This is a genomic window from Bradyrhizobium sp. NAS80.1, assembly GCF_001908205.1.
Taxonomy (GTDB): Bacteria; Pseudomonadota; Alphaproteobacteria; order Rhizobiales; family Xanthobacteraceae; genus Bradyrhizobium.
This window is the reverse complement of the sequence record NZ_LGHL01000071.1, coordinates 29203-52411: the sequence shown is the minus strand read 5'-3', so window position 1 is coordinate 52411 and position 23209 is coordinate 29203. Positions and strand designations below refer to the sequence as shown.

At 64.9% G+C, this 23209-nt stretch carries 23 protein-coding genes and 1 pseudogene; 11 read left to right on the top strand and 13 right to left on the bottom strand.

Going from position 1 to position 23209, the window contains the following annotated elements:
* Nucleotides 1–193 precede the first annotated feature (193 nt).
* The 4 genes from AC629_RS17825 to AC629_RS17810 all read left to right on the top strand — a co-directional run bounded on the left by AC629_RS17825 (nt 194) and on the right by AC629_RS17810 (nt 2156).
* On the top strand, nt 194–475 hold the full coding sequence (locus AC629_RS17825) for a DUF3551 domain-containing protein (protein WP_084806347.1): 282 nt from the start codon (nt 194–196) through the stop codon (nt 473–475).
* A 115-nt stretch (nt 476–590) separates the two neighbouring features.
* Nucleotides 591–1055 (top strand): ArsR/SmtB family transcription factor, encoded by a 465-nt coding sequence (locus AC629_RS17820; RefSeq protein WP_084806346.1) that lies wholly within the window; start codon nt 591–593, stop codon nt 1053–1055.
* Entirely contained in the window at nt 1055–1399 is a 345-nt protein-coding gene (locus tag AC629_RS17815; RefSeq protein WP_245331903.1) for an SRPBCC family protein, read from the top strand. The genes AC629_RS17820 and AC629_RS17815 overlap by 1 nt, the downstream gene beginning before the upstream one ends.
* A 19-nt stretch (nt 1400–1418) precedes the next feature.
* Nucleotides 1419–2156 carry a DUF899 domain-containing protein gene (locus tag AC629_RS17810; protein ID WP_084806345.1) on the top strand — a complete coding sequence of 246 codons (738 nt, stop codon included), beginning with the start codon at nt 1419–1421 and terminating at the stop codon, nt 2154–2156.
* A gap of 159 nt (nt 2157–2315) precedes the next feature.
* Here AC629_RS17810 and AC629_RS17805 read toward each other — a convergent pair whose 3' ends face one another.
* Both AC629_RS17805 and AC629_RS17800 read right to left on the bottom strand, forming a co-directional pair.
* On the bottom strand, nt 2316–2906 hold the full coding sequence (locus AC629_RS17805; RefSeq protein ID WP_084806344.1) for a DUF4337 domain-containing protein: 591 nt from the start codon (nt 2904–2906) through the stop codon (nt 2316–2318).
* Between the two features lie 126 nt (nt 2907–3032).
* Nucleotides 3033–3998 (bottom strand): tyrosine recombinase XerC, encoded by a 966-nt coding sequence (locus AC629_RS17800; RefSeq protein WP_084806343.1) that lies wholly within the window; start codon nt 3996–3998, stop codon nt 3033–3035.
* 133 nt (nt 3999–4131) lie between these two features.
* Between AC629_RS17800 and AC629_RS17795 the strand changes: the two genes are divergently transcribed.
* Entirely contained in the window at nt 4132–6342 is a 2211-nt protein-coding gene (locus tag AC629_RS17795; RefSeq protein ID WP_084806342.1) for a primosomal protein N', read from the top strand.
* Between the two features lie 272 nt (nt 6343–6614).
* Here the strand turns inward: AC629_RS17795 and AC629_RS17790 are convergent, their stop codons facing one another.
* The gene (locus tag AC629_RS17790) at nt 6615–7103 is read right to left on the bottom strand and encodes a septal ring lytic transglycosylase RlpA family protein (RefSeq protein WP_084806341.1); all 489 of its coding nucleotides are present in this window, start codon (nt 7101–7103) and stop codon (nt 6615–6617) included.
* A 648-nt stretch (nt 7104–7751) separates the two neighbouring features.
* Here AC629_RS17790 and AC629_RS17785 point away from each other — a divergent pair.
* The 6 genes from AC629_RS17785 to AC629_RS17760 all read left to right on the top strand — a co-directional run bounded on the left by AC629_RS17785 (nt 7752) and on the right by AC629_RS17760 (nt 13404).
* On the top strand, nt 7752–8312 hold the full coding sequence (locus AC629_RS17785) for a F0F1 ATP synthase subunit delta (protein ID WP_084806340.1): 561 nt from the start codon (nt 7752–7754) through the stop codon (nt 8310–8312).
* Entirely contained in the window at nt 8312–9841 is a 1530-nt protein-coding gene (atpA, locus tag AC629_RS17780) for a F0F1 ATP synthase subunit alpha (RefSeq protein ID WP_084806339.1), read from the top strand. The genes AC629_RS17785 and atpA overlap by 1 nt, the downstream gene beginning before the upstream one ends.
* A gap of 144 nt (nt 9842–9985) precedes the next feature.
* A complete protein-coding gene (locus AC629_RS17775; protein WP_084806338.1) occupies nt 9986–10858 on the top strand; it encodes a F0F1 ATP synthase subunit gamma in 873 nt (290 codons plus the stop codon).
* Between the two features lie 83 nt (nt 10859–10941).
* Complete coding sequence (gene atpD / locus AC629_RS17770) at nt 10942–12384, top strand: F0F1 ATP synthase subunit beta (RefSeq protein ID WP_084806337.1); 1443 nt, start codon at nt 10942–10944, stop codon at nt 12382–12384.
* Nucleotides 12385–12526: 142 nt separating this feature from the next.
* Nucleotides 12527–12934 carry a F0F1 ATP synthase subunit epsilon gene (locus tag AC629_RS17765; RefSeq protein ID WP_084806336.1) on the top strand — a complete coding sequence of 136 codons (408 nt, stop codon included), beginning with the start codon at nt 12527–12529 and terminating at the stop codon, nt 12932–12934.
* Nucleotides 12935–13077: 143 nt separating this feature from the next.
* Nucleotides 13078–13404 carry a hypothetical protein gene (locus AC629_RS17760; protein WP_245331902.1) on the top strand — a complete coding sequence of 109 codons (327 nt, stop codon included), beginning with the start codon at nt 13078–13080 and terminating at the stop codon, nt 13402–13404.
* Between the two features lie 33 nt (nt 13405–13437).
* On the opposite strand, the gene AC629_RS17755 is transcribed toward AC629_RS17760, so the two are convergent.
* The 10 genes and pseudogenes from AC629_RS17755 to proB form a co-directional block, all read right to left on the bottom strand.
* Entirely contained in the window at nt 13438–13938 is a 501-nt protein-coding gene (locus tag AC629_RS17755; RefSeq protein ID WP_084806352.1) for an RNA pyrophosphohydrolase, read from the bottom strand.
* Nucleotides 13939–14130: 192 nt separating this feature from the next.
* Entirely contained in the window at nt 14131–14637 is a 507-nt protein-coding gene (locus AC629_RS17750) for an RNA pyrophosphohydrolase (RefSeq protein WP_084806335.1), read from the bottom strand.
* Between the two features lie 76 nt (nt 14638–14713).
* Complete coding sequence (locus AC629_RS17745; protein WP_084806334.1) at nt 14714–15925, bottom strand: divergent polysaccharide deacetylase family protein; 1212 nt, start codon at nt 15923–15925, stop codon at nt 14714–14716.
* 175 nt (nt 15926–16100) lie between these two features.
* Nucleotides 16101–17462, bottom strand: a complete 1362-nt coding sequence (locus AC629_RS17740; RefSeq protein WP_084806333.1) for a S41 family peptidase — start codon at nt 17460–17462, stop codon at nt 16101–16103.
* Nucleotides 17459–18767: pseudogene (locus AC629_RS17735) on the bottom strand (murein hydrolase activator EnvC family protein). Before AC629_RS17735 ends, AC629_RS17740 begins: the two are co-directional and overlap by 4 nt.
* Before the next feature lie 33 nt (nt 18768–18800).
* Complete coding sequence (rlmH, locus tag AC629_RS17730; protein ID WP_084806332.1) at nt 18801–19283, bottom strand: 23S rRNA (pseudouridine(1915)-N(3))-methyltransferase RlmH; 483 nt, start codon at nt 19281–19283, stop codon at nt 18801–18803.
* Between the two features lie 128 nt (nt 19284–19411).
* Nucleotides 19412–19768, bottom strand: a complete 357-nt coding sequence (gene rsfS / locus AC629_RS17725; protein WP_074119521.1) for a ribosome silencing factor — start codon at nt 19766–19768, stop codon at nt 19412–19414.
* A 203-nt stretch (nt 19769–19971) separates the two neighbouring features.
* Entirely contained in the window at nt 19972–20616 is a 645-nt protein-coding gene (locus AC629_RS17720) for a nicotinate-nucleotide adenylyltransferase (protein ID WP_084806331.1), read from the bottom strand.
* 19 nt (nt 20617–20635) lie between these two features.
* Nucleotides 20636–21931, bottom strand: coding sequence for a glutamate-5-semialdehyde dehydrogenase (locus tag AC629_RS17715; RefSeq protein ID WP_084806330.1), 1296 nt, complete (start codon nt 21929–21931; stop codon nt 20636–20638).
* Nucleotides 21932–22077: 146 nt separating this feature from the next.
* The gene (gene proB / locus AC629_RS17710; RefSeq protein ID WP_084806328.1) at nt 22078–23199 is read right to left on the bottom strand and encodes a glutamate 5-kinase; all 1122 of its coding nucleotides are present in this window, start codon (nt 23197–23199) and stop codon (nt 22078–22080) included.
* Nucleotides 23200–23209 lie beyond the last annotated feature (10 nt).

The window sequence follows — 23209 nt, the reverse complement described above, 5'->3', positions numbered from 1 at the left end:
ACTCTCATGACCTCAACTTCTCGAACCGCCCGGTGCGGACCCGCATGCCGGGTGGTGTGGCAGGGGAGCGACCTCACAAGGTCGCCCCCTATGCCGATCGTGGTCTGTTCCGTTGATCTGGAATAAAAGGCAGCGACGAAACCTGATCATATGTGGCGCCGTATCTCGCGCCATGAACGGAGGAGTTGGGATCATGCGCAAGACGCAACTGGCCCTGCTGACGCTGGGAGCGACGGTGCTTGCCGGGTTCGCCACGGTCACTCCTGCTGCCGCGCGCGACTATCCCTGGTGCGCGCAGGGCGGCGAGTACGACTATCCCGGCGAATGCGCCTACAGCACCTATGAGCAGTGCCAGGCCAGTGTTTCCGGCCGCCTGCTGTACTGCGGTCCCAACCCGATGTACTACGCCTATGGCCAGGACCCGCGGCCGCAGCCGCGGGTGCATCGCCGCACGCGGCCCGCTACTCCGTACTAGCTTCACGCTGACCATCTCCGCAGGCAGTTGACCGCTGCCTGATCACGCAGTCGTGCAGATGCGCGACCGCAGGTTCCCGCTTGACGCATCTTCGTTCGCGCTTATACTAAACCAAATGGTTAAGTATCAGGGCGAGACACTCGACCGGACCTTTGCGGCGCTGTCCGATCCGACGAGGCGCGCACTACTCGCACGTCTCGGCGAGCGGGAGAGCCTGTCGGTGAGCGAGTTGGCCGCACCATTTCCGGTCTCGCTGCCGGCGATCATGAAGCATCTCGACGTGCTCAGGGATGCGGGCCTGATCGTGCGGGAGAAGACCGGACGCACGGTTTCTTGCCGCCTCACCGCGCAGCCGATGGAGCAGGCGATGAAATGGCTCAATCGTTACGCGCAGTTCTGGTCCGACAATCTCGATCGCCTTGCCGCCTTTGTGGAGGAAGAGAAATGGCCAACGCAGCCGTCAACGCCGATTCCCGCACAGTCGCTTCGTCAATCGAACGTCCAAGCCTCACGCTCACGCGCCGGCTCCGTGCGCGGCCGGAAAAGGTCTACGCCGCCTGGACGCAAGCCGAGCAGCTAGTGCAATGGTTCGGGCCGCCGAACATGAAGCCGGCGACCCTTCAAGCCGAGCTCGACGTCCGCACCGGCGGCCGCTACCGCATCAGCTTCACCCGTGACGACGGCGAATATTTCGAGGCGGGCGGCACGTATCGTGAGGTCGTGCCGAACGAGCGACTGGTCTTCACCTGGGCCTGGCACTCGACGCCGGAGCGCGAATCGCTGGTGACGATCGCGCTGAAGCCGGACAGCACGGGGACGCTGATGGTCTTCCATCACGCCCAGTTCTTCGACGAGACCGCCCGCGACAATCACCAGCGCGGCTGGAGCTCGTTCTTCGACAAACTCGACGCCTTCGTCGCCTGACTTTCATAAGGAGAGCAATATGCAGCAACATCAGATCGTCTCGCGCGAGCAATGGATCGCAGCCCGCAAAATCCATCTGGCGCATGAGAAGGAGCTTAGCCAGTCGCGCGAACGCCTCGCCGAGGAGCGCCGCGCATTACCCTGGGTGAAAGTCGACAAGAGCTATCTGTTCGACGCGCCGAACGGCAAGGTGACGCTCGGCGATCTCTTCAAGGGCCGCCCGCAGCTCGTTGTCCAGCACGTGATGTTCGCGCCCGACTGGGAGGCCGCCTGCAAGAGCTGCTCGTTCTGGGCTGACGGCCTTGAGCGCATGGTCCCGCACCTCGCTGCGCGCGATACCTCGGTGGTCGCGATCTCGCTGGCCCCCGTCGCAAAGCTCGAGGCCTTCAAGAAGCGGATGGGCTGGACCTTCGACTGGGTCTCGTCGGGGAGCAACGACTTCAATTACGACTACGAGGTCTCGTTCACGCAGGAGCAGATCGACAAGGGCGTGCCGAAATACAATTTCGGCACCACGCCGTTCTATGGCCCGGAGCTGCCCGGCATCAGCGTGTTCTACCGCAATGAGGCCGGCGAGATCTTCCACACCTATTCCTGCTTCGCCCGCGGTCTCGACATGATGAATGCCGCCTATCAGTATCTCGACCTCACCCCGCTCGGCCGCCACGAGCAGGGCCTGCCCTATCCGATGGACTGGGTGCGCCTGCGCGACCAGTACGAGCCGCAGGCGGTGAAGGGTGCGTGCTGCCACGGGTGAGGGGGACGCGAACAGTGTCATCGCCCCGCGAAGGCGAGCAATCCAGCATTCCGAGACAGTGAGATTAGAACCGAAAAGCCGCGGCGTACTGGATGCCCCGCCCCAGAGCGCAAGTGCGCACAAGGCGGGGCATGACAGCGGTGCGCTTGACGACGTCAGCTAATGCAAATGCAGCAGATGCGGCCACCACAGGCCGAGCCCGGTCATGACGAGGCCGGCGAGCGTCAGGATGCCGCCGACATAGGCCAGCGCGATCATCCCGGTGATGATGGTGGCCGAGGCCAGCACGATGCCGATCTGGAAGGCGGCAGACGCCAGCTCGAAGTGATGGTACTTCGCGGTCGCCTCGTCGCGCTCGTGCTCGGCATGCTTGGCCTTTTCAGCAAGCTGCTCGGTGCCCTCGCCGGTCTCGGGCTCGGAGCGGTAGCGCGCCGCGGTCTTCTGCCAGTCGTCGATCTGCTTCTGCAGCGCGGCCTTGAGGCCGTCGTCGTTCGTGGATCCCAGAGTCAGTTTGCCCTGCTCGGCCGCGGTCACCACCACGGTGCGGCGAACGCTTTTGGCCTGGAAGAACGCCCAGAGATTGGCGGCCTCGACGTTCTTGCTGATAGCTTCGGTCTGGGCGCCCTTGCCGAGCGTTTCCGAGATCGCCAAGAACAGCGCCAGCACAGCGATCAGAAGGGCGATCTTCTTGTTCGAGCCGGACGCGTGCTCGGCATGCTCCGCATGCTCCATGCTTTCATGTGCGCTCATGATTCCCCTTCCTGTCTCGGTTCCCCACGATTGACCGAACCGCGGGCGCCGCGCAAGAGGCATGCGCGCCACGAGAGTTGGCTATGACAGCTTCATGTCAGGATTCAGCGGCGATTCGGCGACAACTCAGCGTCTTGGATGCGCGCTCGCATAGACTTCCAGCAGCCGCTCGGAATCGATGCCGGTATAGACCTGCGTGGTCGAGAGCGAGGAATGGCCGAGCAATTCCTGGATCGCGCGCAGATCGCCGCCGCGCGACAGAAGATGCGTCGCGAAGGAGTGCCGGAGCGCGTGCGGTGTGGCGCTGTCGGGCAGGCCGAGCGCGCCGCGTAGCCGTTCCATCGCGAGCTGTATGATGCGCGGGCTGAGCGGGCCGCCGCGCGCGCCGACGAAGATAGGTCCTTCCGGCGGCAGCGCATACGGGCACATCGCAACGTACTCCTGCACGAGCGCGAGCACGTTCTGAAGCACCGGCACCATGCGGGTCTTGTTGCCTTTGCCGGTGACGACGAGCACGTCGCCTTCGCCGGGACGCGGCACCTCGCGGCGCTTCAGGCCGAGCGCTTCGGAGATGCGTAGGCCCGAGCCATACAGCAGCGCCATCACGGCGGCGTCGCGCGCCAGGACCCAGGTCTCGCGTTCCTCGCCGGCGCGCTCGTCGGCGTCGGCCAGGCGCTTTGCCGACGCCATCGGCAGCGGCTTCGGCAGGCTCTTGGCGACCTTGGGCGCGCGGATCGCCGAGAGTGCGCCAACCTTGCCTTTGCCCTCGCGCTCGAGAAAGCGGCCAAAGGAGCGCAGGCCCGCAAGCGCGCGCATCAGGCTGCGGCCGGCAATGTCGTCGGCACGGCGCATCGCCATGAAGGCGCGAATGTCGGTGGCTTCCAGTGCCGCGAAACGCGCCAGCGTGACGCGCTCGCCCCAATGATTGCTGAGGAAATCCAGGCACTGCCGCAAGTCGCGGCCGTAGGCCTCCAGCGTCTTCGGCGACAGCCGCCGCTCGGCGCCGAGATGCGACAGCCAGCGCGCCATCTCCTGCACGATGTCAGGATCGGCGCTGGCGAGCTCGATTGGTGGGGCGGCCGCTTTGCTCATGAGCTCTGGACGTGGTGATTCCGCACAGTATATCGCATCACACTCGTTTATCGTTCGCTAAGGCCGCCTTACGGCGCTAGCCTCGAAGCCCCCGGGTTCCGATTCTCCGCCCAAGACCGTTCCAAGACAGTTCATGGATCATTCGCCGCGCAGCAACGCCGTCTCCGCCAACGCGACCCGCATGGTCGACGTGCTGGTGCCGGTCGCGCTCGACCAGACCTATTCCTACAAGGTGCCGCGCGGGATGGAGCTGAAGGCGGGCGATCTCGTCGGCGTGCCGCTCGGCCCGCGCGAGGTGCTCGCGGTGGTCTGGGCGGAAAACGCCAATCCGGATCCGCGCCTGCACAATCGTCTCAAGGAGGTCAGCGAGAAGCTCGACATCGCGCCCTTGAAGCCCGAGCTGCGGTCGGTCGTCGACTGGGTCGCCAATTACACGCTGAGCCCGCGCGGCATGGTGCTGCGCATGTGCCTGCGCATGGGCGAGAACCTCGGCCCCGAGCGGGTGCGCCCCGGCGTGCGCCTCGTCGGTGATCCCCCGAAGCGGCTGACGCCGGCGCGGCAGCGCGTGATCGAGGTGCTGTCGGACCGGCTGCTGCACGGCAAGTCCGAGGCGGCCAGGGAAGCGGGCGTCTCGGCCGGCGTGATCGACGGCCTCGTCGACGAAGGCACGCTGACGGTCGAGGCCATGCCCCCGCCGCCGCCGCCGCCGGCCCCCGATCCGGATTTTGGCCGGCCGGATTTCACACCGCTCCAGCGCGCCGCGGTCGACACCATGCGCGCGCTCGCGGCCAACGGCACGTTCCACGTCGCGCTGCTCGACGGCGTCACCGGCTCGGGCAAGACCGAGGTCTATTTCGAGGCGGTCGCGGAAGCGATCCGCCGCGGCAGGCAGTCGCTGATCCTGATGCCGGAAATCGCGCTCACCGGTCAGTTCCTCGACCGCTTCGCGCAGCGCTTCGGCGTGCGGCCGCTGGAATGGCATTCGGAGCTGACGCCGCGCACCCGCGCGCGCAATTGGGCGGCGATCTCCGAAGGCAGCGCGCCGGTCGTGGTCGGCGCGCGTTCGGCGCTGTTTCTGCCCTACGCCAATCTCGGGCTCATCGTCGTCGATGAAGAGCATGATCAGGCCTACAAGCAGGACGAGGGCGTGCATTATCACGCCCGCGACATGGCGGTGGTGCGCGCGCATATCGCAAAGATTCCGGTCGTGTTGGCCTCGGCCACGCCGTCGGTCGAATCCGAGGTCAACGCGCGCAAGAACCGCTATCAGCGCATCGCGCTGCCCTCGCGCTTCGGCGGCCAGCACATGCCGCATATCGAGGCGATCGATCTGCGCCGCGAGCCGCCCGCGCGCGGCCGCTTCATCTCGCCGCGGCTTGCCGGCGAGATCAAAATCGCGATCGAACGGCGCGAGCAGGCGCTGCTGTTCCTCAATCGCCGCGGCTATGCGCCGCTGACGCTGTGTCGCGGCTGCGGCCATCGCTTCGCTTGCACCATCTGCGATGCCTGGCTGGTCGATCATCGTTTCCGCCAGCGGCTGGTCTGCCATCACTGCGGCTTCTCGATGCCGCGCCCGCATATCTGTCCGAATTGTTCGGCGGAGGAATCGCTGGTCGCGGTCGGCCCCGGCGTCGAGCGCTTGCAGGAGGAGGCGGCGGCGCTGTTCCCGGAGGCGCGTACCATGGTGCTGTCGAGCGATCTCATCACCTCGATCGAGACCATGCGGTCGGAACTTGCCGAGATCGCGGAGGGCCGCGTCGACATCATCATCGGCACGCAGCTCGTCGCCAAGGGCCATAATTTCCCGCGGCTCAATCTCGTCGGCGTGGTCGATGCGGATCTCGGCCTTTCCAATGGCGATCCGCGCGCGTCGGAACGCACCTGGCAATTGCTCAACCAGGTGATCGGCCGCGCCGGGCGCGAGCAGGGCCGCGGCGTCGGCTATCTCCAGACGCATCAGCCCGATCATCCCGTGATGAAGGCGCTGATCGCCTGCGACCGCGAGGCCTTCTACGACAGCGAGATCGACTTACGCGAGCGCACGCTGTATCCGCCGTTCGGACGGCTTGCGAGCCTGATCATCTCGGCAGGCGACCGTCCGAGCGCCGAAGGGTTTGGGCGCAAGCTCGTTGCGCTCGCGCCGCGCGACGAGCGCGTAGTGGTGCTCGGGCCGGCCGAGGCGCCGCTCGCTGTCATCAAGGGCCGCTATCGTTTCCGTATCCTGGTGAAATCGGCGCGCGGTTTCGATCTGTCCGATTATCTGCGCAACTGGCTTGCCGTCAGCCCGAAGCCGAAGGGCAATCTGAAGCTCGAAGTCGACATCGACCCGCAGAGCTTTTTGTAGGGGCTGCGCCACATCCTCGACCGTCATTCCGGGACGCGCCGTGAGGCGCGAGCCCGGAATCCATCGGGCGGCATTGCCTGCGGTGAAATGGATTCTCAGATGCGCAATTGCGCATCATAGTTCGCGCTTCGCGCGCCCCGGAATGACAAGCCAACAAAAAAGCCCGCCGTCCCCCAAGACGGCGGGCCTGTCTCACGCGCTCATCAAACTGCTCACGTCCGTGCGGACGATGATGAAAACTGCGCTTGTGAGGTGAGGCGCTGGTCGCGCCGTTAGGAGACGACTTCCGCGGTGACGCGGCCGACGCCGGCGCCCGTGAGGCCGATGGCGCGGGCTGCGCCGGTGGAGAGGTCAAGGACGCGGCCGCGAATGAACGGGCCACGGTCGTTGATGGTGACGATGACGCTCTGGCCACGGTGGGTGACGCGCAACTTGGTGCCGAACGGCAGCGAACGGTGCGCCGCGGTCATGGCGTTCTGGTTGAAGCGCTGGCCCGACGCGGTCTTGCTGCCGGACTCGTTGCCGTAGAAGGAAGCCATCCCGGAGAAGCTGTGGCCCGTGCCCGACGACGGCGTCATGGACGCGTTGGCGTTGTGCCAGTCGGAGCTGGAATCGTTCCGGGCCTGGTGGTGATGGTGCCGGTGATGCCTGGATTTGGCGGAAGCCTCGGTGGCAGTTCCACCGAGGAGGAGAGTTGCGGCGACGAAAGCAATCGCCGGACGCGGCCGGGTCACAGTGCCCAGCGTCTTCAAAGACAGCATTTAGTGGTCCCTAAGCTAGTATTGCCACATATGTGGCTAGTGAGCCCCCGTCAGTTTGTGAGCGAGATCGCGTTTCGATTCGCAATGAGGCGTGAATTGGGCAGTAAATCCGTCCCGTGTTGTCCTGAAATATCTTGTGATTGGCATCGATATTGCAGTCGATGTTTTGTATCTTTCGGCTTTAACGATTTGTTAACCTAGTCATTACTTCAGAATACTGTAAAACGAAGTCGTTGTTCCGGACGTTTAGAATTGAGTAAGTATTCGGCGCGGGGAACCATGGCCGGCGGACTCACGCCTCTGCGATCTGTGTTCATGGCCGCTATGCGCTGAGGGCAGGAACAATCGGGCGAGATGCCGACGTAATGCCCGCGGCAATTCCGCGGCGCGGCAGGTCATCGTGCTCGTCATCTATAAGGTGTCGCTGACTGCGACGAACTGGCGACAGAACCTCGTGCCTTTAATTTGGCGTCATGTTGCACGTGCGCGCCTGCTATGTTAGCAAGGCCGCGATTTTAACGGGCCCGGCACTTCCCGTGCTGGCCGGAAATCGAAGTCCCGCTTGAATTCCAAGGGCTTGGATCGCTTGGCGCCGCTTCGTGGCGACGGTTTTTCCCTTGCGAGTTTAACAGCAAAAAGAGCGCGTCTGTGGCTGCAGAAGATACGTCCGTTTCCGGTGTGTCCGGTCGTTATGCAACGGCCTTGTTTGAACTAGCCCGCGACCAGAAGGTGGTCGACGAGGTCAAAGCCGATCTCGACAAATTCGATGCCTTGCTGAACGAGAGTGCCGATCTGAAGCGCCTCGTTCTCAGTCCGGTGTTCGCGGCCGACGCCCAGTCAAAGGCCCTCTCGGCCGTGCTGGACAAGGCTGGCATCGCCGGCATCTCCGCCAACTTCCTGAAAGTGCTGACCGCCAACCGCCGCCTGTTCGCGGTGAGCGATGTCATTCGCGCCTATCGCGCCCTCGTCGCCAAGTTCAAGGGCGAGACGACGGCAGACGTCACCGTGGCGGAAGCGCTCTCGGGCAAGAATCTCGACGCCCTCAAGGTTGCCCTGAAATCGGTGACCGGCAAGGACGTCGCGCTGAACGTGAAAGTCGATCCCTCGATTATCGGTGGCCTTGTCGTCAAGCTGGGCAGCCGCATGGTGGATGGTTCGCTTCGCACCAAACTCAATTCGATCAAGCACGCGATGAAAGAGGCAGGCTGATGGACATCCGCGCCGCGGAAATTTCCGCGATCCTCAAGGACCAGATCAAGAATTTCGGCCAGGAAGCTGAAGTCTCCGAAGTCGGACAGGTGCTGTCCGTCGGCGACGGTATCGCCCGCGTCTACGGGCTGGACAACGTCCAGGCCGGTGAAATGGTCGAGTTCGAGAACGGCACCCGCGGCATGGCGCTGAATCTCGAAACCGATAACGTCGGTGTCGTTATTTTCGGTGCCGACCGTGAAATTAAGGAAGGCCAGACCGTCAAGCGCACCCGCGCCATCGTGGACGCGCCGGTCGGCAAGGGCCTGCTCGGCCGCGTCGTCGACGCGCTCGGCAACCCGATCGACGGCAAAGGCCCGATCCAGGCCGACAAGCGCATGCGCGTCGACGTCAAGGCGCCCGGCATCATTCCGCGTAAGTCGGTGAGCGAGCCGATGGCGACCGGCCTCAAGGCGATCGACGCCCTGATCCCGATCGGCCGCGGTCAGCGCGAGCTGATCATCGGCGACCGTCAGACCGGCAAGACCGCGATCGCGCTCGACACCATCCTGAACCAGAAGCCGCTCAACGCGCAGCCCGACGAGAACATCAAGCTGTACTGCGTCTACGTCGCGGTCGGTCAGAAGCGTTCGACCGTCGCCCAGTTCGTGAAGGTGCTGGAAGAGCAGGGTGCGCTCGAGTACTCGATCGTCGTCGCTGCGACCGCTTCGGATCCGGCGCCGATGCAGTACATCGCGCCCTTCACCGGCTGCACCATGGGCGAGTACTTCCGCGACAACGGCATGCACGCGGTCATTATCTATGACGACTTGTCCAAGCAGGCCGTCGCCTACCGCCAGATGTCGCTGCTGCTGCGCCGCCCGCCGGGCCGCGAAGCCTATCCGGGCGACGTGTTCTATCTGCACTCCCGCCTCCTCGAGCGTGCGGCGAAGCTGAACAAGGACCAGGGCTCGGGCTCGCTGACGGCGCTTCCGGTCATCGAAACCCAGGCCAACGACGTGTCGGCCTACATTCCGACCAACGTCATCTCGATCACTGACGGTCAGATCTTCCTGGAAACCGACCTGTTCTTCCAGGGCATCCGTCCCGCGGTGAACGTCGGTCTGTCGGTGTCGCGCGTCGGCTCCTCGGCGCAGACCAAGGCCACCAAGAAGGTCGCCGGCAAGATCAAGGGCGAGCTCGCGCAGTACCGCGAAATGGCGGCGTTCGCGCAGTTCGGCTCCGACCTCGACGCCTCGACCCAGCGCCTGCTCAACCGCGGTTCGCGCCTGACCGAGTTGCTGAAGCAGCCGCAGTTCGCGCCGCTGAAGATGGAAGAGCAGGTCTGCGTGATCTGGGCCGGCACCAACGGCTATCTCGATCCGCTCCCGCTCAACAAGGTGCGCGCGTTCGAGGATGGTCTGCTGTCGCTCCTGCGCGGCAAGAACGTCGAGATCCTCAACTCGATCCGCGACACCCGCGATCTCTCGGACGACAACGCCGCCAAGCTGAAGTCGGTGGTCGAAGGCTTCGCCAAGACCTTCGCCTGATAGCCGGCATGGCCGGTTCGTCCGGCCATGACCGCTTCGCGAGAGGCAAAACAACAGGAAGCGTGCCCGGCGCCCGGCCGGGCATTGCAATAGGGACAGGCTAGCGGTCCGACGTATCAGTCGAACCGCCGGGGTGAACGAAGAATGGCGTCACTTAAAGACATGCGCGTCCGCATCGCCTCCACCAAGGCGACGCAAAAAATCACCAAGGCCATGCAGATGGTCGCGGCCTCCAAGCTGCGCCGCGCGCAGACCGCCGCGGAAGCCGCGCGCCCCTATGCCGACAAGATGAGCGCGGTGATCTCCAACATCGCCGGCGCCGCTGCGGGCTCGCCCGGCGCGCCGACGCTGCTCGCCGGCACCGGCAGGGACCAGGTTCACCTGCTGCTGGTCTGCACCGGCGAGCGCGGCCTGTCCGGCGCCTTCAACTCCTCGATCGTGCGTCTCGCCCGCGAGCGCGCCCAGGCGCTGATCGCGCAGGGCAAGGAAGTGAAATTCTTCTGCGTCGGCCGCAAGGGCTACGAGCAGCTTCGCCGCCAGTTCGACAAGCAGATCGTCGAGCACATGGATCTGCGCAGCGTTCGCCAGCTCGGCTTCGTCAACGCCGAGGACATCGCCAAGAAGATTCTGGCGCGTTTCGACAACGGTGAATTCGACGTCTGTACGCTGTTCTACTCGCGCTTCCGCTCGGTGATCGCGCAGATCCCGACCGCCCAGCAGGTCATCCCGCTGGTCGTCGAGGAGGGCGCTGCCGCCAGCACGACGTCTTACGAATACGAGCCGGAGGAGGACGAGATCCTCACCCGCCTGTTGCCGCGCAATCTCGCGGTCCAGATCTTCCGCGCGCTGCTCGAGAACAACGCTTCGTTCTACGGTGCGCAGATGAGCGCGATGGACAACGCGACGCGCAACGCCGGCGAAATGATCCGCAAGCAGACGCTGGTCTACAACCGTACGCGTCAGGCGATGATCACCAAGGAACTGATCGAAATCATCTCGGGCGCCGAGGCTGTCTGACGAAGACGCATCGGTACCCATCAAACGCAACATCCCGGTCAAGCTGACCGTGGTCTAAAAGTTCGGATCGAAGGAGACATTCAATGGCTACAGCAGCCGCCCAGGTCGGTCGCGTCACCCAGGTCATCGGCGCCGTCGTCGACGTGCAGTTCGAAGGCCACCTCCCGGCCATTCTCAACTCGCTCGAGACCAAGAACGGCGGCCACCGCCTGGTGCTCGAAGTCGCTCAGCATCTCGGCGAATCCACCGTGCGCACGATCGCGATGGACACCACCGAAGGTCTCGTCCGGGGCCAGGAAGTGACCGACACCGGCGCTCCGATCCGCGTTCCCGTCGGTGAAGGCACGCTCGGCCGCATCATCAATGTCGTCGGCGAGCCGATCGACGAAGCCGGTCCGGTCAAGTCGGAAGGCCTGCGCGCCATCCACCAGGAAGCGCCGTCCTACACCGACCAGTCGACCGAAGCCGAAATTCTCGTCACCGGCATCAAGGTCGTCGACCTGCTCGCGCCCTACGCCAAGGGCGGCAAGATCGGCCTGTTCGGTGGCGCCGGCGTCGGCAAGACCGTGCTGATTCAGGAGCTCATCAACAACGTCGCGAAGGCGCACGGCGGTTACTCCGTGTTCGCTGGCGTCGGCGAGCGTACCCGTGAGGGCAACGACCTCTATCACGAGTTCATCGAGTCCAAGGTCAACGCCGATCCGAAGAATCCGGATCCGAGCGTGAAGTCGAAGTGTGCGCTGGTGTTCGGCCAGATGAACGAGCCGCCGGGCGCCCGCGCCCGCGTCGGCCTCACCGGTCTGACCGTCGCCGAGCACTTCCGCGACCAGGGCCAGGACGTGCTGTTCTTCGTCGACAACATCTTCCGCTTCACCCAGGCAGGCTCCGAAGTGTCGGCGCTGCTCGGCCGTATTCCTTCGGCGGTGGGTTATCAGCCGACGCTCGCCACGGACATGGGCGCGCTCCAGGAACGCATCACCACCACGCAGAAGGGTTCGATCACCTCGGTGCAGGCCATCTACGTTCCGGCCGACGACTTGACCGACCCGGCGCCCGCGACCTCGTTCGCGCACTTGGACGCCACCACCGTGCTGTCGCGCGCGATCTCGGAAAAGGGCATCTACCCCGCGGTGGACCCGCTCGACTCGACCTCGCGCATGCTCTCGCCGCTCGTCGTCGGTGAGGAGCACTACCAGACCGCCCGTATGGTTCAGCAGGTGCTGCAGCGCTACAAGTCGCTTCAGGACATCATCGCCATTCTCGGCATGGACGAGCTTTCGGAAGAAGACAAGCTCACCGTGGCGCGCGCCCGCAAGATCGAGCGCTTCCTGTCGCAGCCCTTCTTCGTCGCCGAAGTCTTCACCGGCTCGCCCGGCAAGTTTGTCGAACTCGCGGACACCATCAAGGGCTTCCGCGGCCTCTGCGAAGGCAAGTATGACCACCTGCCGGAAGCCGCCTTCTACATGGTCGGCACCATCGAAGAGGCGGTCGAGAAGGGCAAGAAGATGGCTGCCGAAGCGGCCTAAGCTTTCTCATCTCGTCATCGCCGGACAAAAGCGCAAAGCGCGTCTTTCGCAGAGCCTGGCGATCCATCGAGAGAGAACTTTCGTTGACTGATGGACCCGTGGGTCGAGCCCGCGGGTGACAAGCGAAGCAAGCGGAAACATCATGGCCACCTTCCACTTTGATCTCGTCTCTCCGGAAAAGCTCGCATTCGCGGGCGAGGTCGACCAGGTCGACGTCCCCGGCTGGGAAGGCGACTTCGGTGTGCTCGCCGGGCATGCACCCCTCGTGGCTGCGATGCGGCCGGGTATCCTGACGATCATCGCCGGCGGCCAGAGGCAGAAGGTCATTGTGCTCGGTGGCCTCGCGGAAGTTTCCGCCGACCGTCTTACCGTTCTCGCCGACGTTGCGACGTCGATCGAGGAGCTCGATCGGGCGCAGTTCGCCGAGACCATCGCGGAGATGGAAGAGGGGCTGAAGGAGCATCGGGGCGACGAGCTCGATCAAGCCATCGAGCGGCTCGACCACTTCAAGAGCATCCAGCAGCAGCTCAACACCACGGCTATGCATTAAGCCCCGGGGCACCCGCGCCGGGGCTCAAACCACAAATTCCTGAATAAGTTCAGCGCTCGTCACCACCGTGGCGGGCGCTGAAACTTTGTTGCACCGCGCCGCCTTCGCCGTCCGCTGCGATCAGCGGCAAATTCCCGGCCGACATGGTGTCGTTCATCAATGAGCGCGTGCGCGGCTATCTCACCAGCGAATATTCCGCCGCCGGCGACTACAAGGCCTTTGCCCTGAGCATCGGCGGTTTCACCGGTGCGGCGCTCGATCAGCCGAACGTGGAAGCCGCGCGCAACATGGCGCTGGAGCAGCGCCAGAAGCGCGCGGATGCCGCGCAATCGCCGCGGCGCTGCGAGCTCTATGCGGTTGACTCCGCAGGAGCGCTACTGGCTGACCCTGCGATGATTGCGCGCTTTCGCCGATTCATCCCGACATGTCAGTCATTTCACAACCACCACTGCGCATCGCACCCGCAATGACCGGCTACTGTGCATGGGGTTGTTTTCGATACTTTAGTTTTCGAAGGGCGCAAACTGCTGCGCCACGGCGCGGTAGACGTCGCGGCGGAACGGCACCACGAGATCGGCGACACGGTCGAGGCGCTCCCAGCGCCACGCGTCGAACTCCGCGGGCTGTCCGTTGCGCGGCGTCAGCGGATCGATCTCGTCATCCTTGCCGGTGAAGCGCAGCGCGAACCATTTTTGCCGCTGCCCGCGGAATTTTGCCAGGCGATGGGTTTGCGGTCCGTCATAGGGCGGGAATTCGTAGGTGAACCAGTCGGTCTCGCCGAGATAGTCAGCGCTGACGACGTTGGTCTCCTCCCAGAGCTCGCGCATCGCGGCATCGCGCAAATTCTCGCCTTCGTCGACGCCGCCTTGCGGCATCTGCCAGTCGAGGCCGGGCAGGATGATCTCGGGCCCGTCGCCCTTGAAGCGGTGGCCGATCAGCACACGGCCTTCGGCATTGAAAAGAGCGATCCCGACATTGGGACGGTAGGGCTTCTGATCGGTCACACGCAGACTTCTTTCTTCGTCATTCCGGGGCGCGCAAAGCGCGAGCCCGGAATCCATAACCACAGGCGGTCGTTGGTTGAAAGGTCGTGGTTGCTATCCGTTGCCAACTTCTCCCTGGGGGCATGGACCCCCCGCCCCAGTGCGCAATTGCGCACAAGGCGGGGACAACGACCGGGAGCGCGGCGGCAGATCCTATTCATCCGCCAGCGCGGAAAATTCCTTCACTACGCGCTCATAGACCGGGCGCTTGAACGGAATGATCAATTCAGGGAGATTCTTCATCGGCTCCCAACGCCAACTCACGAACTCGGCCTTGTGGCCGCCACCGCCGGGCTTTTCGACGTTGATCTCGCTGTCCTTGCCGGTGAAGCGCACCGCGAACCATTTCTGGCGCTGGCCGCGGTAGCGGCCTTTCCAGGCGCGCCCCGCAACCGTGCGCGGAATGTCGTAGATCAGCCAGTCGGGGACCTCGCCGAGCCGCTCGACCGAGCGCACGCTGGTCTCCTCGTAGAGCTCGCGCCTGGCCGCGTCCCAGGTGTCCTCTCCGGGATCGACGCCGCCTTGCGGCATCTGCCAGACGTGGCTGTCGTCGACACGTTCGATGCCGCCGGCGCGGCGGCCGATGAACACCAGTCCCTTTTTGTTGATCAGCATCACACCGACGCAGGTCCGGTAGGGCAGATCCTCGTAACGCGCCATTCCGCCAAACCTCTCGCGTGCTCTTCGGTAAGGCTTAATCGGCCCCGCGGGACCCGTGCCGTACCAATTCGTTGATTTAGCTGGATTTTGATTTCAGCATCGCGGTTGTCAATGGCACCAAAAGGATACCTCGGTCGCCCAATGTCTTGGTCCAGGCGCCGATGCGCTCGATCGAGACCGGGAGGGCGGAGGCAGTGCCGACGGCCGCGCCGCGCTCGCGCGCCGCCGATTCGAGCTTGTTCAGGGCGCGGTCGATCTCGGCCGGGGTCGGCACCACATCGATCGCGATGTCGCCCTTGCCGAACGGCATCGCCTGACCCGCCGCGGCCTGGGGCGCGACGCTGCGGGGCGAGGAGCCGTCGTCGAAGAAACCGAGCCCGCGCTTGGCCGCCTCGCGGATGATCGGCTGCATCGCCGCCTCCGTCGCCACGAAGCGGGCGCCCATGAAATTGGTGATGCCGGCATAGCCCTGCATCCGGCTCAGATGCCAGTAAAGGCGGTCCATGTTCTGGTCGGTACCGAGCGAGGTCAGCAGCGTCTGCGGCCCCGGATCGTTGTCGGGGAAATCGTAGGGCTCCATCGGGATCTGGAGGAAGATCTCGTGGCGCTGGGCGCGGGCCCGCTCGGCGAGCTTGCCGGGATCGGTGCCATAGGGCGTGAAGGCGAGCGTAATTGCCGGCGGCAGCTTCATGATGGCATCGGTGGTCTTGGCGGCGCCGACGCCGAGACCGCCGATGACGATCGCGACCACCGGCATCCTGGCGGCCTTGGCGCGGTCGGCGTCCGCCGCATAGACGTTGAACGGTTTCAGCCCGTTGGAGACCACCGGGATCATGCCGTAGCGTGATTTCTCCAGAAGCTTCGGATCGATTCCGGCCATGACGGGCGGCGGTGCGGAAGCCGCCTCGCCGATATCCGCTGCATCGCCGCTGCCGATCACCACGTCACGGCGCGCGCCAGTGGAGCCGTCGATCATGGTGACGGTCTTCTGATCGCCCGGGGTGGCCTGCTTCGGCGTCTCCTTGATTTCGCGCTTGCTTTCCTGGCCCAGGCCGGCGGCGGCCGGCTTCTCGTCCGTGGCTTTGGGCTCGCGGATCGCGATCCGCGCCATCGGCTCGCCGCCGAGCGGATCCTTGTTGAAGATGGCGAAGCCGGCGAAGGAGACGAGGAACAGGCCAAGAAAGACGGCAAGCGCCTGCATAGCCGTGAACGGCAGCTGCAGCCGGCGTCTCCGGCGCGGGCTGTTTTGTCCGAGCGGGGCACTCAGATCATCGGCCGTCTCAGTCATGCGCGATCCCGAATCACTTACGCCGACGATACCACGCCGAGGTCAAGCGGCGGCAGGCCGGGATAGACCGGGGGGACGGGCAGACTTCCACGCAAAAAGGGCGGCTCCGGGAGCCGCCCTTTTCGAGAGATCGCGTGGGTTGCGCCGACTTACATCGCCGGCCTGGTTCGCTGCCTTAATTCGCAGCCTTGGCCTTGTCGGTCGTCGTGCCCTTGTTGTCGCTGCCCGGCGTCGGCGCCGCGGAGGCGCTGTTCTTGATACCGTGGAGCAGGTCGTCGGCCATCTTGAGCGCCTTGTCGTCCTTGGCGTCCGGCGGGACGTAGGACTGCGAACCGGTCTTCTCGTCGCCGTCGTTCTTCAGGTGGCCGCGCAGTGACGCCTCGCCCTTGGTGTCGGTGCGCGACTTCAGTTCGTCCGGCACGTCCTGGAGCACTTCGATGTCGGGCACGATGCCCTTGGCCTGGATCGACTTACCCGACGGCGTGTAGTAGCGCGCCGTGGTCAGCCGCAGCGCGCCGTTGCCCGAGCCGAGCGGAATGATGGTCTGCACCGAGCCCTTGCCGAACGAGCGCGTGCCGACGATGGTCGCGCGCTTGTGGTCCTGGAGCGCGCCGGCGACGATCTCCGACGCTGAAGCCGAGCCGCCATTGACCAGCACGATAACCGGCTTGCCCTTGGTCAGGTCGCCCGCATGCGCGGTGCGGCGCTGGGTCTCCTCGGCGTTGCGGCCGCGGGTCGACACGATCTCGCCCTTCTCCAGGAACGCGTCGGAGACGGTGACTGCTTCCTCGAGCAGGCCGCCCGGATTGTTGCGGAGGTCGATGATGTAGCCCTTGAGCTTGTCACCGATCTGGTTCGAGAGGTTGGCGACCTCGCGCTTCAGGCCTTCGGTGGTCTGCTCATTGAAGGTGGTGATGCGGATGTAGGCGATGTCGTCGGCCTCGACGCGCGCGCGCACCGAGCGGACGCGGATGTTGTCGCGCACCAGGGTGACGTCGATCGGATTGTCCTGGCCCTTGCGGATGATCTTGAGCTTGATCTTGGTGTTGACCGGACCGCGCATCTTCTCGACCGCCTGGTTCAGGGTCAGGCCCTGCACCGCCTCGTCGTCGAGATTGGTGATGATGTCGTTGGCCATGATGCCGGCGCGCGAGGCCGGCGTGTCGTCGATCGGCGAGACCACCTTGATCAGGCCGTCTTCCATCGTGACTTCGATGCCGAGACCGCCGAACTCACCGCGGGTCTGCACCTGCATGTCGCGGAAGCTCTTGGCGTCCATGTAGCTCGAATGCGGATCGAGACCGGTGAGCATGCCGCTGATGGCGGATTCGATCAGCTTGGTGTCGTCGGGCTTCTCGACATAGTCGGAGCGCACGCGCTCGAAGACGTCGCCGAACAGGTTGAGCTGGCGATAGGTGTCCGCAGTGGCGGCTCGCGCGCTGGAGCCCATGAAGACCGCGCGCGGCTGGGTCACGAACAGCGTCAGCGCCGCGCCGGTAGCCGCGCTGAGGAGGATAACTGAAGTCTTGCGCATCATCCGCGAACCTTCTCGCCTTCATTTGCGGCCCACCATGGGCCTGGATCGATTGGAGTGCCGTCTTTGCGGAACTCAACATAGAGCACAGGTTGACTCGCGTTCGTGGCGAGAATGGAGGCGACTTGAGAGGTCGATCCCATGGTCGCGACCGGCTCCCCCCGTGAGCACAAACTGTCCGATATTGACCGAAATGCGCTCCATCCCGGCGATCAGGACATGATACCCGCCCCCGGCATTGAGGATCAAGAGTTGTCCATAGCTGCGGAACGGGCCGGCATAGACCACCCAGCCGTCGCACGGCGTCGTGACCTGCGATCCGGGCCGACTTGCCAGCGAAATGCCCTTCTGGACCCCGCCGATCCCGTCGGAACCGCCGAAATCCCTGATCTTGTTACCGTTAACCGGAAGAGGCAGGAGACCCTTGGCCGAGGCGAAGGCGATCGCCGGGGTCGTCCGGGAACGGTCCTTGAAAGCGGCCGGACCGGACTTGGCGCTGGCGGCCGCTTTTGCCTCGGCCTGCCTTGCGGCCTCAGCCGCCTTGGCCGCGCTTTGCAGATCCTGCTCCATCTTGGCGATCAGCCCCTGGAGATCGCCAACCTGCTTTGAAAGCGTGATCGCGCGCGAATTCTCGGCATCGAGGTCCTTTTCGCGTGCCGCCTGCTGGCGCTGCCGCTCGTCGACCAGGGCGGTGAGCCGGGTCTGGTCGTTGCGGATCCTGTCGCGATCCAGGGCGAGCTGGTCGCGCTCGGTGGCGATGGTCTTGCGCAAGGCGACGAGCTCGCCGAGCTCACTCGCGAGCTTCTCTGCGCGGCCGCGCAATTCCGGCACGACGGCGCCGAGCAGCATCGCCGTGCGCAGTGATTGCAGCGCATCTTCGGGGCGTACCAGTAGCGCCGGCGGCGTGCGCCGGCCGGCGCGCTGCAGGGCCGCCAGCACCTCGATGATGTCGGCGCGGCGCGAATCAAGCGAAGAGCGCATCTGCTGCTCGCGGCCGTTCAGCGACTGCAGGCGTGCTGCGGCTTCGTCGATCTTGCTCTCGACGTTGCGCACATTGGCGGCGGTGTCGATCAACTGCTGATTGAGCTGGGTGCGGTCCTGTCCGAGGGAGGTGATCTCGGCCTTCAGCTTGGCCTGGGCTTCCTCCGCGCTCTTCTGCCTTGCGCGGGCGGCTTCCAGCTCCTGCTCGCGCTGCTTGATCGCGTCGGGCGAGATCTCCGCGCTCTGCGGCGCCGCCGTCTGAGCTTGCGCGAGGCTTGCGCCTGAGAGGCTTGCGATCAGCAGCAGGTGGAGGATCGGCGCTCGCATCGCGTTACGCAAAGGTGCTCGTTGTGGCGCGCATCACGCGCGGTGATAGGGGTGGCCGGCCAGAATGGTGGCGGCCCGATAAAGCTGTTCCAGAAGCATGACGCGGACCATTTGATGCGGCCAGGTCGCAGAGCCGAAAGCGATCGCGAGCTTGGCCTTACGGCGCAATTCGGGCGAAAGTCCGTCCGCCCCTCCGATCACGAAGACAGTATGACCGGCACCCTCGTCGCGCCAGCGCCCCAGATGCCGTGCGAATACCGTGGAATCGAGATTCTGGCCGCGCTCGTCCAGCGCCACCAGGATCGATTTTTCCGGAATATGCGCGCCGATCGCCGTGGCCTCTTCGGCCATCCGTGTCACGGCGTCGCGCGCGCGGCTTTCGGGAATTTCGTGGATCGACAGCTCGCGGAATCCGAGCTTGCGGCCGGCCTCGTCGAACCGCTCGAAATAGCGGTCGGCAAGCTCCCGTTCGGGGCCCTGCTTCAGCCGGCCCACCGCGATGACAGCAACACGCATAACGTCTTCAGGACCACGTCTTCAGGACCACGTCTTCAGGGGCGCGTTTTCAAGACCGCGCGCATCTCGCGCGCGCACGACGCTAGCATGCGCGCCAGCCGATTCGAAATCGGCCAGTAGTAGCCCCTCTAGATCGCCTTCGCCGCCCCTGGGCCCTGCGTGTACAATCTCTCGAGATTGTAGAACTCGCGGACTTCGGGTCTGAACACGTGCACGATCACATCGCCGGAATCGATCAGCACCCAGTCGCAATTGGGCAAGCCCTCGACGTGGATGCTCTTGATACCGTTTTCCTTGAGGCTCTTGGTGACGTTGTCCGCGATCGCGCCAACGTGCCGGTTAACCCGGCCGGTGGTGACGATCATGTAATCGGAGTACGTCGATTTGCCGCGAAGGTCGATGGTGACCGTCTCTTCCGCCTTCATATCCTCGAGGCGGGAGAGGATCAGGCTCAGCGTCTTGTCGGCGTCGGGTTGCGCCTTCAAGGCCGCAGCTTTGGTCGATGTTTTACGCGCGGGTTTAGCTACCTTGGGTAAAACAGACTTGGACAATACAGATGTGGCCAGGGACCATTCCTTTCACTGTATCGCGAATGCCGAATCCGGCACTCACTGGTTATACTACATCATGTGGGGTTAAGGGTTTCAATATGCCAGAGAGCCCCACTTCCACACACTCTGTTTCAGTATCACTTCGTACCTTTCCAGCTCCCGTCCGGGTTCCGTAGTCCCGTCGAGGAGAGATTGAGCTTCAATCCGGTCAGGAAGACCCAGGCCGGCGTCGGTCGGTCTGCAAGCAATGCTGCCTCACTCTCGGGCATGCGATAGCGCGCCAGCGCTTGGGCGGCGGGTGAGGCGAGGGCGCGAAAACTCTGCGGCGGACGATCGATGACTGCAATCGGCACCTGACCGGCGATACGCCGCCAGTCCTGCCAACGATGGAATTGAGCGAGGTTGTCGGCGCCCATAATCCAGACAAAGCGCAGGCCGCTGAAGCGGCGGCGCAGGGTGTTGATTGTGTCGATAGTATAGCGGGTGCGAATGACGGATTCGAGACAGCTCACCTCGATCCTGGGATCATCAGCGACATCGCGCGCCGCCTGCATGCGCTCGCCGAGCTCATGCAGGTTGCCGTTCTCCTTCAGCGGATTGCCGGGGGTCACCAGCCACCAGACGCGATCGAGTTGCAATCGCTTGAGCGCGAATTGGCTGATCGCGCGATGAGCCTCATGCGGCGGATTGAACGAGCCGCCGAGCAGGCCGATGCGCATGCCCTCGGTGTGGGGCGGGACCGCTTGCGCCACAGAACGCGGCACGACGAATTTGTTACTCAATGCCCGCGCCTCGCGCCGTTTACGGCCGCGTCTGCCCTGTGCCGTGGACGCGATACTTGAAGCTCGTCAACTGCTCGGCGCCAACAGGGCCGCGGGCGTGGAATCGGCCGGTAGCGATGCCGATCTCGGCGCCGAAGCCGAACTCGCCGCCATCGGCGAACTGCGTCGAGGCGTTGTGCAGCACGATCGCGGAATCGACCTCGCTCAGGAACTTCTTCGCAGCGGTATCATCCTGACTCACGATCGCGTCGGTGTGATGCGAGCCGTGGTTCTGGATATGCGCGATCGCACCGTCGACGCCGTCGACCACCTTCGCCGCGATGATCGCATCGAGATATTCAGTGTCCCAATCGTCTTCGCTGGCGGGTTTGACGCGCGCATCAGTCTTCTGCACGGCGTCGTCGCCGCGCACTTCGCAGCCGGCCTCGATCAGCATCTCGACCAGCGGCTTCAGGCTCGTTGCGGCACCAGCGCGATCGACCAGCAGCGTCTCGGCTGCACCGCAAACGCCGGTACGGCGCATCTTGGCGTTGAGCACGATCGACTTCGCCATGGCGAGGTCTGCGCTGCCATCGATGTAGACGTGGTTGACGCCTTCGAGATGCGCGAACACCGGCACGCGCGCTTCAGCCTCGACGCGCGCGACGAGGCTCTTGCCCCCGCGCGGCACGATCACGTCGACGGCGCCGTTCAATCCCGACAGCATCATGCCGACCGCGGCGCGGTCTCGCGTCGGCACCAGCGTGATCGCAGCTTCAGGCAGCCCGGCTTCGCGCAGCCCCTGCACCAGGCAATCGTGGATGGCGCGGCAGGAGCGGAAACTGTCCGAGCCGCCGCGCAGGATGACCGCATTGCCCGACTTCAGGCACAGCACGCCGGCATCGGCCGCGACATTGGGCCGGCTCTCGAAGATCACGCCGACGACGCCGAGCGGCACACGCACGCGCTCGATGGTCATGCCGTTCGGCCGCTGCCAGCTCTCGGTGACGACGCCGACCGGATCGGCAATGCCGCGCACGATGCCGATGCCCTCGGCCATGCCTTCGACGCGCGCCGGCGTCAGCGTCAGGCGGTCGATGAAGGAGGAGGTGGCATTGCCGGAGGCGCGGGCCTCGGCGACGTCCTCGGCATTGGCGGCGAGGATCGCCGCGGCATTGCTGCGGATCGCCCGCTCCATGGCCTCGAGCGCCCGGTTCTTCTGCTCCGGCGGCGCCAGCGCCAGCACGCGCGCGGCAGCGCGGGCACGGGTGGCGAGATCGGACATCAGCGCCTGGAGATCGGCATTGCCGTCAACGGCTTTGAGGGGGGCGGCCATGGGGGTTCAACCTTCTGCTAAGGGCGTGTCCTAGCACGGAAATCCCGCTCCTGCGAAGGGCGGGGAGGGTATGGCAGGTCTCCCCGGCCGTACGCCGGCTAGGTCATTAGCCCAGCAAAATCAGTGAAAAGGGGCCGTTGCGGCCCCTACCCGCCCACCACCAGGTCGTCGCGATGGATCATCTCCGAGCGGCCGCTGATGCCGAGGATGGCCATCACGTCCGGGGACGAGCGGCCCTTGATCCGCTCGGCGTCCTCGGCGTCGTAGGCGATTAGGCCGCGGCCGATCTCGCTGGTGTCGGGGCCGCGCACGATCACGGCATCGCCACGGGCGAACTGGCCCTCGACCTTGATCACGCCGGCCGGCAACAGGCTGGCGCCCGCGCGCAGCGCGGTCACCGCGCCGGCGTCGATCGTCAGCGTGCCCTTCGGCTCCAGCGTGCCCGCGATCCAACGCTTGCGCGAGGTGATGGGATTGGCCGGTGTCAGGAACCAGGTGCAGGGGCCGCCATCGGCGATCGCCTGCAGGGGATGCTCGATCTTGCCGGAGGCGATCAGCATGTGCGTGCCGCCCGTGGTGGCGATCTTGGCCGCCTCGACCTTGGTGCGCATGCCGCCGCGCGAAAGTTCAGACTCGGCGTCGCCCGCCACGGACTCGATCTCCGAGGAGATGCTCTCGACGACGGGAATGAGCTTTGCGTTCGGGTTGTTCTTCGGCGGGGCGTCGTAGAGCCCGTCGATGTCGGACAACAGCACCAGGAGGTCGGCGCTCGCCATGGTGGCGACGCGCGCGGCAAGGCGATCATTGTCGCCGTAACGGATCTCGTTGGTGGCGACCGTATCGTTCTCGTTGATCACGGGGATCGCGCGCCATTCCAGCAGCTTGCCGATGGTGGATCGCGCATTGAGATAGCGGCGGCGCTCCTCGGTGTCCTGGAGCGTTACCAGGATCTGGCCCGCGCCGATGCCGTGTGCCCCGAGCACCTCCGACCAGATGCGCGCCAGCGCGATCTGGCCGACGGCCGCCGCGGCCTGGCTCTCTTCGAGCTTCAGCGGGCCGCGCGGCAGCTTGAGCCGGCTGCGGCCAAGCGCGATCGAGCCCGAGGAGACGACGAGGACGTCGCGGCCCTCGCGGTGCAGCTTGGCCATGTCGTCGGCGAGTGCGGCCAGCCAGGAGGCGCGCACCTCGCCCCTGTCGGAATCCACCAGCAGCGCGGAGCCGACCTTGACGACGGTGCGGCGAAATTGACTGAGTTCGGGGCTGGCCATGGCGTGTGCG